We start from the raw sequence: 15,649 nt of genomic DNA, 5'->3' as shown, positions 1-15,649 counted from the left end.
GGGCTCAGGCAGCGGTGAAGCGTGCCTGCATCCAGTTGCGCAAGGCCTCGATCTCTTCCAGGCAGACCTGGTGACCCATCGGGTAGGTGTGCCAATCCAGTGCGAAACCCAGCGTGCGCAAGGTCTGCATGCTGGCCTGGCCGGCCGCGAACGGCACCACCGGGTCGGCCGTGCCATGCGCCATGAACAGCGGTTGGCGCAGGGCGGCCGGCTGCAACTGGCTGGCGGCCGCGGCCGGATCCGGCAGATAGGTGGACATGGCGATCAGCCCGGCCAGCGGCACGCTGCGCTGCAGGCCAACGGCCAGGGTCACGGCGCCGCCTTGCGAGAAGCCGGCCAGCAGGATGCGCTTAGGCGCGATGCCGCGGCTCTGCTCATGGGCGATCAAGGCCTCGACCTGGGTGACCGATTCGGCGATGCCGGCCTTGTCGGCGCGCTGGGCGAAATCCATGCCGACGATGTCGTACCAGCCGCGCATGCGCACGCCATTATTGATGGTGATCGGGCGGATCGGCGCATGCGGGAACACGAAGCGCAGCGCGGGCCATTGCGGGCGTACCAGCTCGGGCACCATCGGGGCGAAGTCGCTGCCATCGGCGCCCAGGCCATGCAGCCACAGCACGCTCCATTGCGGGTTCGGTCCGGTCTCGCGTTCGATCACTTCCAGCATCATCCAGCTCCGCTTGCGGGCTGGGCATTATGCCTTGCGCGAGGGGTGGGCCAGATCAACCGGCGCCAGAGGCTTGAGGCCCGCCGATCGCCACGGGCCTCTGCAGGCGACCGCGCCACAGCGCCGGCCAATGAGGCCGGCGCCGACGCACACTCAGATCAGCGACGGTTCCAGCGCAGCGGCGCGGCGCAGCTCGGAGGCACGCACCAGCACCTTGGGCGGGTCGAGTTCTTCGGGGATGCAGAAAATGCCGGCGCGGCGTAGCGCCATGCCGGTGCGACGCAGCGAGGTCAGCGCCACCACCGGAATCGACAACGCCATGCCGACGATCACAGGCCCCATCCAGGCGGCCAGCGCGGGCGAGACCGCGTAGGCCACCGCGCCCATGAACAGGCCGAACACGGTCAGACCGCCATAGCTGCGAAACAGCGCCGGCCACGACAGCTTGCCGTCGTCGCGCACCTGCGCATCCCAGCCCGAATCCTTGCCCGCCAGCACCTCGAACACACCGCGCGACTGCAGGTACATCACCACCGGCGCCATCAGGGCGGCCAGCACGGTCTCCAGCAGGATGCTCACCGCAGCGCGGAAGGCACCACCGCAGGCGCGCAGTTCGCGCGGGTTGAGCAGCAACGCGATGTAGCCGAGCAGCTTGGGCGCCAGCAACACGAACATGGTGCAGATGAAGATCCAGATCGCATTGCCCTGGCTGCTGCCGTGCCAGTAACGGGCGGGCGAGAACGGCAGGTCGCCGGCCAGATCGATACCGCCGCCGGCCAGCGGAATGCCGATGCCGATCAGCATCAACAGACCCCACATCGGCGCGGTGAAGTAATGCCCGATGCCGATCAGCATGTGCATGCGGCTGATCCAGTGCAGGCCCTTGGCGCTCACCACCTTGGCGTGCTGCAGGTTGCCCTGGCACCAGCGGCGGTCGCGGATCAGCAGGTCGGTCAGCGTGGGCGGGCCTTCTTCGTAGCTGCCCTGCAGGTACGGCACCATGTGCATGGCCCAGCCGCCGCGCCGCATCAGCGCCGCTTCGACGAAGTCGTGGCTGAGCACATGCCCGCCGAACGGCTTGCGCCCGCGCAGCGACGGCAGGCCGGCGTGATCGGCGAAGGCCTGAGTGCGGATGATGGCGTTATGGCCCCAGTAATTGCTCTCGGCGCCGTGCCACCAGGCCACGCCGAAGGCGATGATCGGCCCGTACACGCGCCCGCCGAACTGCTGCATGCGGGCGAACAGGGTCTGCCCGTTGACCACTGCCGGCAAGGTCTGGATCAGGCCCACGTCCGGGTTGTTTTCCATGCCGGCGACCAGCCGCACGATGGTGTCGCCGGTCATCACGCTATCGGCGTCCAGGATCAGCATCTGCGGGTAGCTGCCGCCGAAGCGACGCACCCAGTCGGCCACATTGCCGGCCTTGCGCGCGGCGTTGTCGGCGCGGCGGCGGTAGAAGATGCGGCCATGCCCGTCGACGCGATCGCAAAGTTCGTTATAGACCAGCTCCTCGGCGCGGCCGATGTGCTCGCGGGTGGTGTCGCTGAGCACGAAGAAATCGAAATGCTCCAACTGGCCGGTCTCGGCGACCGATTCGTAGATGGCCTGCAGGCCGGCCAACAGCCGGCGCGGGTCTTCGTTGTAGGTGGGCATCAGCAACGCGGTGCGCGAACGCAGCGTGGGCAGGGGTTGCTCCGGGTCGATGCCGAGCTTGCGGCCGGCGCGCGCCACCACGGTGACGAAACCAGCCACCGCGCTGGCGAAGGACATGGCGATCCAGGCGAACAGCAACACGAACAGGCCGAGCAGGCAGCCTTCCAGCACGCTGATGCCGTCGGGCCACAGCACGCTGAGCATCACCCACACGGCGATGGCGGTGGTGGCGAAGGTGCCGCCGATCAAATAGAAGCGGCGCACGCCGATGCCGGGCGGCGAAGTGCGCTGGTGGCGCACTTGCAGGCTGCCTTCGCGCAGGTTCTGTTCGGGCATCGCCAGCGGTGCTTCCGGCGGCAGCGTGGGCGTGCCGGCATCGAGGGCGGAAACGGGGGGCATTGCAGTCGTTGTCGGGGAAGGAGTCACGGTGCCATCCATCAGGGCTGCCCGTCGCGCGAGGACGACAGTGCGGGCTGACACGGGAGGTCCATCCCCGCCATGCAGTGCGATGTTGCCTGGCACGCGGCCGAGCGGGCGAGCCCGACGGTGTACGACCAAGACGCTCTGAAACCACTCCGATGCACAAGTTCTCCTGGCTGCAATCTCACCTCGCAGCTCATCCTAAAGAATCGACCGTTAAAGGAACGAACGCCGCGTACGGTCTTCGCCCTCCCCCACGAGGACCGCGCGGCAGACTACGCCGCACCGACCGAACGCAACCCCAACAGATTGCAGCCTAGCGCAGACCCTGTCACGGACCGCTGGCCGGGCCATCCTGCCGGAGAGGTGCAATTGGTGTGCCATGGCGTGCAATCGGTTGCGGCGACGGGGCGCTGGCGTTGCGTTGTGCCGATGCGGTCAGAGGTTGGGACAAGCGATTGGTTGGCCGCTCTGCATCGCTCAAGGCGCTCTGGAATTCCAGGCATTGCGGTGGTCGGACGTTCTCAAGGCCTGCGGCAGCAGCTTGATTGGTCGAGTATGCGGCGTCCTCGCCGCACCAGACCGTTGCGCGATGCCCGGGAAAGCGGCTCGTCGCACGTGGTTTTGTTTGCTGATGCAACCGCTTGATCGAGGCATCAATGACGTCTGCGAGCGCTCGGCGATCCTTAGGCCCGCCGTGTCGCGTGCGCAGTGCCCTCGCCGCTCGCCGGACACGCCGTGAATGCATCTGGGGCGCGATGCGGCATCCATGCCGCCAGCAGGAGGGCATTGCACAGAACGTTCGCCGCTTGCTGTGACCGACAACAGCAAGCACAAGCCGCGTGGCAGGCAAGGCTTATTCAAACGCGGCATATCGATATGGCACATGCGCCATTGCGCAAGGGCAGCAGCCCTGGTCCTCGCGCAATGACGTTGTGAGCCGTCTTACTTGCGTGCCGCCGCGCTGGCGTCGCGGGTAGCGCGGAACTCCGAATCCTGGCTCCAGTTCGGCCACTGGCGCGAGTCGGCCAGCTGCTGGCCCAATGCATACAGCACGCCCAGGTCGCGGGCGGCGCCGGCGAAGGTCCAATCCGGCTTCCATTCGTCGCCTTGCTGGTGATAGCGCTTGGCGGTGTAGTCGTCGGCGGCCGCCTTTCCTGCCGCCACGCCGCCCACTTCCCAATCCTGGCCGGCTGCATACGACAGCGCCGGCACGCCGCGCTTGGCGAACGAGAAATGATCGGAACGGAAGAAATACCCAGCCTGCGGCTTGGGATCGGGCGTGTAACGGAGCTTGGATTGCGCGGCCACGCTCTTCAGTTGATCGAGCAGCTCGAGCTTTGCCGTGCCGTAGATGCCGAAATCGCGCGAGGGCACGAACGGATTCATGCCGTCCATGTTGATCACCGCCACCGTGGTGTCCAGCGGGTACAGCGGCTTGGAGGCGTAGAACTCCGAGCCCAGCAGGCCCTTTTCTTCGGCGGTGACCGCCAGGAAGACCACCGAGCGCTCAGGCGTTGGCCCCTGGGCGAAACCACGCGCCAGCTCCAGCAGCGCGGCGGTGCCGCTGGCATTGTCCAATGCACCATTGAAGATGGTGTCGCCGCGTGCATCCGGCTTGCCCACGCCGATATGGTCCCAGTGCGCGCTGTAGATCAGCGTCTCGTCCGGATGTTTGCTGCCTTCCAGCCGCGCCACCACGTTGTGCGAGGTGATCACATCGGATTTGACCTGGTAGCTGGCGCTCAAACGCTGGTCCTTGAGCTCGACCGGCTTGAACCCGCGCGTCTGCGCCTGCTTCTCCAAGGTCTCGAAATCCAGCCCGGCGTGCTTGAACAGCTCGGTGGCCAGATCGCGCTGGATCCAGCCTTCCAGCGTGGGATGCGCGCTGCGCGGGTTGTCGCGCACCACGTCGAACATGGTGTTGGTGTTGGAGCTGGCCACCGTGTCCCAGCCATACGAGGCAGGCGCGGTTTCGTGCACCACCAGCACGCCGAGTGCGCCCTGGCGCGCGCCTTCTTCGTACTTGTAGGTCCAGCGGCCGTAGTAGGTCATGCCGGTGCCGTCGAAGTCGCCCTTGCCGGTTTCGAAATCCGGGTCGTTGATCAGCACCACCGCGATCTTGCCCTTCAGGTCCACACCCTTGAAATCGTCCCAGTTGCGCTCGGGCGCCTTGACGCCGTAGCCGACGAACACCAGCGGCGCGTTGGCGATCTCCACTTTGGATGAGCCATCCAGCGCGGCACGGATGGAGATTTGCTTGCCTTGGGTCAGCGTTTGCGGCTTGCCCGCGTTCTGCACCGCAATGGTCGGCGTGCCGACGATATCGGCGCGCCGCAACGGCACCGCCTGGGTCCAGCCGCGCTTGCCGTTGGCCAGGTCGCCGCCCGGCTGCAGGCCGGCTTCGGCGAACTGCTCGCTCAGGTAGGCAATGGTCTTTTCTTCGCCGGCAGTGGCCGGGCCGCGGCCTTCATAGGCGTCGGAGGCCAGTTCCTTGACGTCGCGCGAGATGCGCGCGCCATCGAAACTCGGCGTGGCCGCCATCAGTGCGGTCGAGACCGCCATTGCCAGAAGTCCCACGGCAACTCGCTTCATTGCACACCCCGCATCATGGATAGCCCTGGAGTGTAGCCAGCATCGCGTGCAGGCCGATACCTGCGGCTGCGCCGAAGCCTGCGATGCGGGTGCGATGAATACTGCAGAAGCTTCGTGTCTGCATCCACGGCCAAGAGCTCTGGCCTGTTTCAGCGCCGCGCTGGCGCCTAGAACAGATCGATGCTGCCCACTGGTTGCGCAACCTGCTGCAATTGCCCACCGGCAATCAGCTCAGCATAGACCGCCGCGCGATTGCGGCCGTTCTGCTTGGCCCAGTACAGCGCTTTGTCGGCTTCGTCCAGCATTTCGCTGATCAGCCGACCGTGCGTCAGTTCGACGATGCCGGTGCTGAGCGTGACCTGCCCCACCTGCGGGAACAGGTGCTCGGCCACCGCCAGCCGGAATCGCTCGAACAGACTCACGGCCGTGTCGCGGTCCACGCCGCGCAACACGATCACGAACTCTTCGCCGCCGAAGCGGAACAGCAGGTCGTCCTGGCGAAAGGCACGCTGCATCAGCTGTGCGACCAGCAGCAGTACCTCATCGCCATACAGATGCCCGAAGGTGTCGTTGACGCGCTTAAAGTGATCGATGTCCACGATGCCCAGCCACACGCCCTGCTCTGCGGCGGAGTCGGCACCACCGGCAAACAGCCGCAGGATCACATCGTCGAAGGTCTTGCGGTTGCGCAGGCCGGTCAGCGCATCGCGCTGGGCGTCGTCGAGCAGGCTGCGGTAGTTCTGGAAGAAGCGCGCAAAGCCCTGCAGCATCGCTTGCTCGGCAACGCCGGGAATACGCGTCCCGCCCACCCGCAGGCAGGTCCGGATGCCGCGCGCTTCCATCATCGGGTAGACCAGCAGGGCGCGGCCGTCTTCGTGCAGCTGCACCACATCGCCCGGCCCATGCACCTCGGCCAGCTGGATGCGCGTGCGCGCATCGTGGATCTCCGCCACCGTCAGCGCCAGCCGGCCATCGTCGCTCAGGCGCGTTTCGGCGATGCTGTTGCTGTCCGGGGCGATGCGCAGCAGCGAAAGTTCTTCGGCCGCGCAGACTTCGCGCACGGTGCGCAACAGGCTCAGATCGAGCAGGTCCGCATCGCGGATGGCGGTCAGGTCCACCATCCGTTCCAGCAACGGTGCGTTGGTCACGGCTGCGCCCTCCGGCGGGCGGACACGAACCCGTCATGCCGGGCTTGGCACGCAGGTACACATCTCGGGCTGAAACCCACTGGCATCACAGCGACGACCGGCAATGAGGATGCCGAATCATCGGCGTCGCCCGCCGGAACTTGAATTCGCTCGCAGCCGCGCTCAGCGCACGGACAGCCCGGGATGACGCGCCGCAGGCGTGCCAGGCGCATTCCATCTCAACGTGAATAACACGCTCTAAGGCAGTGCCGATTCCAGCGCGTCTTCGCCCAAGGCATGCCGCTGCATCAGGCGGCGGCTGCCGGCATTCAGGCCTTTCACCTGCACGTCCAGCCCGTGATGACGCAAACGCTGCACCACCTTGTCCAGTGCCGCCACCGCGGTGATGTCCCAGAAGTGCGCGCGGCCGACATCGATCACCACTGCGCGGCCGGGCACCTCGCGTGCGTCGAAGGCGTCGATGAACACATCGGCCGAGGCGAAGAACACCTGCCCGCGCACGCTGTAGGTGCGCACGCCATCCGCGCCATCGTGATGCGCGATCTGCAGCAACCCGGCCACCTTGAAGGTGAAGAACACCCCGCTCAGCAGCACGCCGATCGCCACACCTGCCGCCAGGTTGTGCGTGAACAATGTGACCGCCACGGTGGCCAGCATCACCACGCTGGAGGTGCGCGGGTGGGTCACCACGGTGCGCAGCGAGCGCCAGTCGAAGGTCTCCGCCGACACCATCACCATGATCGCCACCAGCGCCACCACCGGCACCTGCGACACCCACGGCTTGAGCAGCACCATCAGGATCAGCAGGAACACGCCGGCAAACAACGTGGACAGCCGGCCGCGGCCGCCGTATTTCACGTTGCCCACGGTCTGCCCGATCATGCCGCAGCCGGCGATGCCGCCGAACAGGCTGGCCGCCGCGTTGGCGATGCCCAGGCCGGTGCATTCGCGGTTCTTGTTGCTGGGCGTGTCGGTGAGTTCATCGACCACGCGCGCGGTCATCATCGACTCGAGCAGGCCCACCATGGCAATGGCCAGTGCAGGCAGCGCGATGATGCGCAGCGTCTCCAGCGTCAACGGCACCGCCGGCCATTGCAGGAACGGTAGCGCGTTGGGCAGCTTGCCCAGATCGGCCACCGTCTTGAGCGGCAGATGCAGCGCAGTGCCGGCCACGCTGAGCAGCAGGATGCACAGCAGGGGCGAGGGAATCGCCGACAGCACCGGCAGGCGCAGACGCGGCAGGCCGTAGATGATGGCAAGGCCTGCGCCCAGCATGACCCAGGTGGTCAGGTTGGCCCCGATCAGATGCGGCAGTTGCGCCGCGAAGATGAGCACGGCCAGCGCGTTGACGAAACCGGTACGCACTGAACTGCTGACAAAGCGCATCAGCACGCCCAGGCGCAACAACCCGAACAGGATCTGCACCACGCCAGCGAGCAGGCCGGCGGCCAGCAGATAGGGCAACCCGTGCGCGGCCACCAGCGGTGCAGCCACCAGCGCCACCGAGCCGGCGGCAGCCGAAATCATTGCCGGCCGCCCCCCGCAAAACGCGATCACGATGCCGATCACGAAGGATGCGAACAGGCCCACCTGCGGATCCACCCCGGCGACGAACGCGAATGCAATCACTTCGGGAATCAGCGCAAATGTGGCGACCGCACCGGCCATGAGTTCGCGCGCGGGGGAGACGCGCCATTGCGCCATTTCGGCACGCAACAAGGACATTGAGGGACACTCCGGGGGACAAAAAGGACAGCCTGCGGACAGCACGCAGCACCGATAGTGTGCGGGAAAGCGACCTCGCCCGCAGCTTGCGTGTGATCGGTGCGCCACTGCGCTCTTCTGTGGCAGCGGTCACGCCACACGGCGCAGCCGAAGACCAAGATGCCCCCCTCACCGCACTCGGCCGTCGAGTTCGGTCATCCAGGGAGACCATCATGTCCATTTTCAGGACTGCAAGTACGCTCGCATTGGCAACGATGTTAGCGCTCACAGCCGCACCGGCTTTCAGCTATTCGGTCAGCAACAACAAGATCGTCGACGACAACGGCAACGTGGTTCAGCTCAAGGGCGTCAACGTGTTCGGCTTCGAGACCGGCAACCATGTCATGCATGGCCTGTGGGCACGCAACTGGAAGGAGATGATCAACCAGATGCAGGGCCTGGGCTTCAACGCGGTGCGCCTGCCGTTTTGCCCGGCCACGCTGCGTAGCGGCCAGATGCCCAGCAGCATCGACTACAGCCGCAACGCCGATCTGCAGGGCCTGACCTCGCTGCAGATCCTCGACAAGGTGATCAACGAATTCAACGCACGCGGCATGTATGTGCTGCTGGATCACCACACGCCCGATTGCGCGGCGATTTCCGAGCTGTGGTACACCAGTTCATATTCCGAAGCGCAATGGCTGGACGATCTGCGCTTTGTCGCCAACCGCTATAAGAACGTGCCGAGGGTGATCGGCGTGGATCTGAAGAACGAGCCGCACGGCGCCGCGACCTGGGGCACGGGCAACGCCGCCACCGACTGGAACAAGGCCGCCGAGCGCGGTTCTGCCGCCGTGCTTGCGGTGGCGCCGAAGTGGATCATTGCGGTGGAAGGCATCACCGACAACCCGGTGTGTTCGACCAATGGCGGCATCTTCTGGGGTGGCAGCCTGCAGCCGCTGGCCTGCACCCCATTGAACATTCCGGCCAACCGCCTGTTGCTGGCACCGCATGTGTACGGCCCGGACGTGTTCGTGCAGTCGTACTTCAACGACAGCAACTTCCCCAACAACATGCCCGCGATCTGGGACCGCCATTTCGGCCAGTTTGCCGGCAATCACGCATTGCTGCTGGGCGAATTCGGCGGCAAGTATGGCGAAGGCGATGCGCGCGACAAAGTCTGGCAAGACGCACTGGTGAAATACCTGCGTGGCAAGGGCATCAACGAAGGGTTCTATTGGTCGTGGAACCCCAATAGCGGCGATACCGGCGGCATCCTGCGCGACGACTGGATCAGCGTGCGCGAAGACAAGATGACCTTGTTGCGGACGCTGTGGGGAACGGTAAGCAACAGCACACCGACGCCAACGCCGACCCCCACGCCGACACCGACACCGACGCCAACCCCGACGCCAAGCGCGGGCTTCAGTACCAAGGTGATCCCGGACAGTACCTGGAACGGTGGCTACTGCAACCGCGTGCAGGTCACCAATACCGGCACCGCCAGCGGCAACTGGTCGATCTCGCTGACAGTCACCGGCACCGTCAACAACGCCTGGAACGTCACCTGGTCACAGAGCGGCACCACACTCCAGGCCAGCGGCGTGGACTTCAACCGCACGCTGGCGCCCGGCGCCACTGCCGAGTTCGGCTTCTGCGCTGCAGGTTGATGCAATGCGGCGGACACGCAGTGCGTGTCCGCCGTTGCATCGATGGACCAATGCTGATGCTTCCGTAGCAGCGCGCGGGCGCGAGGAACGTTACCGATACGTCTTGTCGCGGCCGGTGCGCTCCTACATTGCATTGGCACGTTGTTGCATCGCCTGAGCGGACGCTGCCGCAGTTAGTATTCAACCTGCATGTGAATCAGCCGCTATCCATGATGTAGCGCCGTGCGCGCGTTCTGGATGTCGTTGTCATGCCTGTTGTTTCCCTCTTGCGTCGTTCTGTTGCCAATCTCCCGCTCACCCGAAAGTTCGTCCTGTTGTGCACGCTATTGACCGTGGGCGTGATCCTGCTGGCGATGGCCGCCGCGCGCCTGCAATATCTGGATCTGGTGGAGGCGCGCAAGCTCAGCGTCAAGACCGAGGTGGAGATGGGCCTGACGGTGATGCAGCACTATGCCGACAAGGTCAAAGCCGGCGAGCTGAGCCTGGAGCAAGCCAAGGAAGCCGCGCGCACCACGCTGGCCGACATGCGCACCAACGACGGGGTGGATTACTTCTTCATCGTCGACCCGCAGATGCGCATCCTGATGCATCCCAAGCGCCCGGTCGGCACCGACATGACCGACTACAAGAGCGATGCCGGGCAATACGTGTATCGCGACATCAAGACCGCCATCGATAGCGGCGACGGCTTCAGCTATTACGACGCGCCCAAGCCGGGCAAGAAGGAACAGCTACCGAAGATCAGCTATGCCAAGACCTTTCCGGCCTGGAACTGGGTGCTGGTGATGGGCGTGTATGCCGAAGACATCCAAGTGCAGGCGTGGGGTTTCACGCGCACCCTGACCTTGATCGGCGGCGCCCTGGTGGCGCTGGTGATCGGGCTGTGCTGGCTGATCGCCTCGGCCATGGCCGCGCCGCTGCGCGCTGCCTCGCGCACTGCCGAAGCCATCGCCTCGGGCCGCTTCGACAACGACATCCGCGTGGAATCGCGCGATGAAACCGGCCAGCTGATGCACAGCATGCAGCAGATGCAGACCCAGCTGCAGCGCTTCAACGGCGAGATGCAGACCATGATCCGCCTGCAGCAGGGCGAGAACATCGCGCACCGCATTCCGGAAGATTTCCCCGGCGATTACGGCACGCTGGCGCACGGCGTCAACACGGTGGTATTCGAACATCTAGATGCCATCAACGAAGCGATGGACGTGATGAGCGACTACGGCCGTGGCGATCTGCGCCGCGACATGCGTCGCCTGCCCGGCCAGCGCGCAGCCTTGCATCAGGCGCTGGATACGGTGAAAGAGAATCTGTCTGCAATCAACAGCGACATCGCGCGCCTGGCCGATGCAGCTGCGCGCGGCGATTTCTCCGCACGTGGCGACCAATCGCATTACCAGTTCGCGTTTGCGGAAATGGTGCAGGCGCTGAACCGGCTGATGCAGCAGGCCGACGCCGGGTTGGACGATGTGGGCCGCATCATGGCCGCGATCGCCGACGGCGACCTGTCGCAGCGCGTGGAGTCGCATTACGAAGGCGCGTTCGGTCGCCTGGCCGATGCAGCCAACCGCACCGCCATCCAATTGACCAGCATCGTGCAGGGCATCCAGCACTCGGCCGAGATGATCAATACCGCGGCAGGCGAGATCGCCAGCGGCAATGCCGACCTGTCCACGCGCACCGAGCATCAGGCAGCGAACCTGGAAGAAACCGCCGCTTCGATGGAAGAACTCACCTCCACCGTGCGCCAGAACGCCGACAACGCGCGCCAGGCCAACCAACTGGTCAAGGGCACCGGCGATGTGGCCGAGAGCGGCGGCCGCGTGGTGCAGGAAGTGGTGAGCACCATGCAGGCGATCACGCAATCGTCGGCGCGTATTTCCGACATCATCGGGGTGATCGACGGCATCGCCTTCCAGACCAACATCCTGGCGCTGAATGCGGCCGTGGAAGCAGCGCGCGCAGGCGAGCAAGGCCGTGGCTTTGCCGTGGTCGCCACCGAAGTGCGCGCCCTGGCGCAGCGCTCGGCCGGTGCTGCCAAGGAAATCAAGCAGCTGATTTCCGATTCGGTGGAAAAAGTGGCGCAGGGTTCGGAGCTGGTGCAACAGGCCGGCAGCACCATGACCGAGGTGGTCAGCTCGGTGAAGCGCGTGACCGACATCATGGCCGAGATCACCGCGGCCAGCACCGAACAAAGCGCCGGCATCGAACAGGTCAGCACCACGGTGATGCAGCTGGACGAAATGACCCAGCAAAACGCCGCACTGGTGGAAGAAGCCACCGCGGCCGCGCGCAGCATGGAAGACCAGGCAGCAGACCTGACCCGCGCCGTGGCGGTGTTCCGGCTGACATCGGATGCCGGAACACCGCCGGTACGTGGCGCAACGAACGCGCTTGCCGCTACGAAGCCGGCGGCCGCCAAGCACGCTGTGCACGAGCACAGGCGACGTGCGTGAGCGATATCGCCTGCCACGCACACGAGCGCTCGCTCCTGTGCGGCAGGCGATGTCGATGGCATGTGCAGCAATCACGGCGACTGATGGTTTTGGATCGGCACAAGAAGACCGCCATCTGCCATGCGTCCGCATCAGGGTTCACCGCAATCAGGGGCCGACCCCACCATCGCCAGCCTGCGCGAAGCGATGGTGGGGTGCTGTAAAGCGACTGACCGGGCACCTGAGCACCAACTGCGGCGCGCAACGTGCCAGGGTCGGTGTCGACGCGCTCTATCGAGCGTTCCCCAAGCAGGGACGCGCATCGTTGCCTTTTTGCGACGCGGGCGCGGCGTCTTCCCGGCTAGGCTGTCCCACACGATAGCCCGTTGACGTGTGCCATCTGTGTGCTCTGCGTCGTCCCACTCGCTTGACGACTGGCCACAACCATTGGCTGCCGCGCCGATCCGATGCACGCCGTCATGCAGTCAGGCACTGGCTATTCGCGGTTTGCGGTTTGCACCTAACAGCAGAAGTACGCAGTTTCCGGCAGTGCGCATGAGCTGCCCCGCACCCACACCACACCACGCCTAAGATCGAGGCGCTTGCCCATCTGGCTGCCGCGCGCGCTTGGCTGCATACATCGCCTCGTCAGCGGCATGCATCAAACTGGATGCCTCGGCCTGTGCGCCATGTTGCCAAGCCACACCGATGCTGGGCTGGATCGGCAGATGCTCATCGCCAAACGTGGCGCCTTCTGCGGCAAGCGTGCGGATACGCTCTGCCACCGCGGCGCATTCGGCCTGCGCATCTTCCAACCCGTCCAGCAACACGACGAATTCGTCGCCGGCCAGACGCGCCACCAGATAGCGCTCGCCTGCCGCGCGTTGCAGGCAGCTGCCGAACGCCACCAGCACCGCATCGCCGGCACGGTGTCCGTGGACATCGTTGATGCGTTTGAAGCCGTCCAGGTCCACGAACATCACGGCCACCGCGCGTTGCTGCTGTTGCGCCTGCGCAACCGCCACCTGCAGCGCTTCGGACCACGCGTGCCGGTTCGGCAGGCCAGTCAAGGCATCGCGGGTGGCGCGCTCGTGCATCAGGCGGTGCAGGGTCTTGTGCGCAGTGACATCGTGCGCCATCAGGAAAAAGCCCTGCGTGGGCGTGGCAGTCTGCGTTTCGGGCACCAGGGTGACTTCCACATCGCGCGGCGTGCTGCCGCCCAGGACATGTTCGAAACTGGCGCGCTGCCCGGCTACCACCTGTGCCAGCGCAGCGCGCGCGGCGGTGCTGAGGTCTTCGCCCAGTACCTGGGTAATGTGGCGACCGACCAGGCTGGCAGGCTCCACGCCGAGCCAGTGGCGATGCGCTTCATTGGCGAACAGGTAGCGCTGCCCGGCATCGAACTGGGCCACCAGGGTGGGCGTGGCGTCGCTGATCGCGCGCAGGCGCGCTTCGCTTTCGGCCAGCCGCTCGGCGGCCACGTGGCGCTCGGTCACGTCCTGGATCTGCGAAACGAAATGCACCGGCGCACCGCTGCTATCGCGCACAAGCGACACCGACAGCTGCGCCCAGATCACCGCGCCGTGCTGGCTGATGTAGCGCTTGGCCAGGCTGTAACTGTCGCGTTTTCCGTCGATCAGGTCCTGGACCAATTGCAGGTCCATCTGCAGATCGTCGGGATGGGTGATCTGCTGGAAGGTGGTGCGCAGCAATTGCTCGCGCGAATAGCCCAGGATGCCGCACAGCGCCGGATTGACGTCGCGCCACTCACCTTCCAGCGACACGATGGCCATGCCTTGTGGCGCGGTTTCGAATGCACCGGTGAACCGTTCGGCGGCCAGCTGCGCGGCGGCTTGCGCCTGCAGTTCGGCGGTGACGTCGATGGCCATCGCCAGATACCCGGCCAGGCCCTGCTGCGCATCGTGGATCACGTTGAAACACAGGCGCACGCGACGCAGATCGCCGTCCTTGCGTACCAGCGTCCAGAGTTCTTCGGCCAGCACATCGCCAGCCGCGGCCGCAGCCAGTTTCAGGTACGAAGGGGGCGACAACGCCAGCGTCGCCATGTGCCGCTCCAGTTCGGCCGGCAGATGGAACTGCGCCGGGCAGGTGCCCAGCACCTCCTCGGCCCGGTAACCGAGCAGGCGCTCGGCGCCGGGATTGAAGAGTTCCAGACGGCCCTGCGGGTCGAATGCCATGATGGCCACGTCCTGCGAGGCGTCCACCAGAGCCTGCAGGCGCGCGCGTTCGCCGGCCAGTGCGGCCGAGGCATCCTTGAGCTGGGTGATGTCGTGCATCACGCACACCGCGCCCAACGCCGTGCCCTTGTCGCCGACCACCGGGTCCGCATTGCAGAGCACGCTGCGCGGCGGCTGGTTGGTGGCGCGAATGACCAATTCGGCATTGCGTACGTGTTCGCCACGCCAGGCACGCAGCAGCGGGATTTCCTCGGTGGGCAGCAGGCTGTTGCCATCGGCGGTGTACAGATCGAAATGCAGCGCCCATTGTTCAGGTGGCAGCAGGCGCGGATCGGTGCCATGCCATTGCCGGGCGGCGTGATTGAACTCGCGCAGCAAGCCGTCGGTGCCGCACGCCACCACGCCGTCGGGCATGGCTTCCAGCAACATGCTCAAGGTCTGCCGCTGCGCCTGCGCGTCCAGCCGGTCGCGCCGCGCTTCCAGCTGTTTGGCGGCCTGGCGGGCGAGACGGATCAGGGCCTGTTTCTGGCTGTCCTCGAGCATGCGCGGCTGGGTGCTGAGCGTGCACAAGGTGCCGTAGGCGTAGCCTTCGCGCCCGATCAACGGCACCCCGACATACGAGCGCACGCCGGGCGCAGCGATCACCAGTGGGTTGTTGACGAAGCGCGGGTCGGCTTCGGCATCGGGCACTTCCATCAACTCGGTGCCCATGATCGCGTGGGCGCAAAACGAGGCGCTGCGCGGGGTGCCTTCCAGATCGGTGCCGCAACGCGCCTTGAACCACTGGCGGTCGGCATCCAGCAGCGACAGCAGCGCCATCGTGGCGCCGCTGACGTGTGCAGCCAGCCAGGCGATATCGTCGAATTCGGCCTCGGCCTCGGTATCCAGCACGCCCAGCCGGCGCACCGCCTCCACGCGCAGGGCGTCATCGACGGGCATCGGCACGGGCGGCAACAGGACGGTCATGGCGTGATCGGCAGGCGGCGTCTGGTCAGGATAGGTCGCCCCAGGTAACGGCGAGGCGACGAGCAACTTGAGTCGTGGCGCTGGCGCTCGCCTGGCCGCCGTGCCGTGGCAATGCGCCGCGCGAGCGACGCGCCGGCGCCCGGCTCCTGCCCGGCACCGAACGCGGTGAGCCGCCAGGCCGGCCCCTGCCGAT

8 protein-coding genes are annotated in these 15,649 nt (G+C 65.8%); 2 read left to right on the top strand and 6 right to left on the bottom strand.

The features are described from left to right. Positions 1-4: 4 nt before the first annotated feature. From HLH45_RS07965 to HLH45_RS07945, 5 genes are all read right to left on the bottom strand, one after another. Entirely contained in the window at positions 5-673 is a 669-nt protein-coding gene (locus HLH45_RS07965; protein ID WP_008574348.1) for an alpha/beta hydrolase, read from the bottom strand. A gap of 150 nt (positions 674-823) precedes the next feature. Further along, positions 824-2,761, bottom strand: coding sequence for a glucans biosynthesis glucosyltransferase MdoH (gene mdoH, locus HLH45_RS07960; RefSeq protein WP_011346300.1), 1,938 nt, complete (start codon positions 2,759-2,761; stop codon positions 824-826). 927 nt (positions 2,762-3,688) lie between these two features. Then, positions 3,689-5,338 (bottom strand): M28 family metallopeptidase, encoded by a 1,650-nt coding sequence (locus HLH45_RS07955; RefSeq protein ID WP_046932253.1) that lies wholly within the window; start codon positions 5,336-5,338, stop codon positions 3,689-3,691. A 167-nt stretch (positions 5,339-5,505) separates the two neighbouring features. Then, positions 5,506-6,486, bottom strand: coding sequence for a GGDEF domain-containing protein (locus tag HLH45_RS07950; protein WP_033479133.1), 981 nt, complete (start codon positions 6,484-6,486; stop codon positions 5,506-5,508). A 237-nt stretch (positions 6,487-6,723) separates the two neighbouring features. Then, a complete protein-coding gene (locus HLH45_RS07945; RefSeq protein ID WP_008576558.1) occupies positions 6,724-8,211 on the bottom strand; it encodes a SulP family inorganic anion transporter in 1,488 nt (495 codons plus the stop codon). A gap of 212 nt (positions 8,212-8,423) precedes the next feature. Here HLH45_RS07945 and HLH45_RS07940 point away from each other — a divergent pair, with 212 nt between their 5' ends. Both HLH45_RS07940 and HLH45_RS07935 read left to right on the top strand, forming a co-directional pair. Then, on the top strand, positions 8,424-9,860 hold the full coding sequence (locus HLH45_RS07940) for a cellulase family glycosylhydrolase (RefSeq protein WP_008576556.1): 1,437 nt from the start codon (positions 8,424-8,426) through the stop codon (positions 9,858-9,860). Positions 9,861-10,126: 266 nt separating this feature from the next. After that, the gene (locus HLH45_RS07935) at positions 10,127-12,313 is read left to right on the top strand and encodes a methyl-accepting chemotaxis protein (protein WP_029818585.1); all 2,187 of its coding nucleotides are present in this window, start codon (positions 10,127-10,129) and stop codon (positions 12,311-12,313) included. A 566-nt stretch (positions 12,314-12,879) separates the two neighbouring features. Here HLH45_RS07935 and HLH45_RS07930 read toward each other — a convergent pair. Next, a complete protein-coding gene (locus HLH45_RS07930; RefSeq protein ID WP_046932255.1) occupies positions 12,880-15,456 on the bottom strand; it encodes a PAS domain S-box protein in 2,577 nt (858 codons plus the stop codon). Between the last annotated feature and the right edge of the window lie 193 nt (positions 15,457-15,649).

The sequence above is a fragment of the Xanthomonas euvesicatoria genome (genome assembly GCF_013112235.1).
Classification (GTDB): Bacteria; Pseudomonadota; Gammaproteobacteria; order Xanthomonadales; family Xanthomonadaceae; genus Xanthomonas; species Xanthomonas euvesicatoria.
Note: the sequence above shows the minus strand (reverse complement) of the source record. Positions and strands in the feature narration are given on the sequence as shown.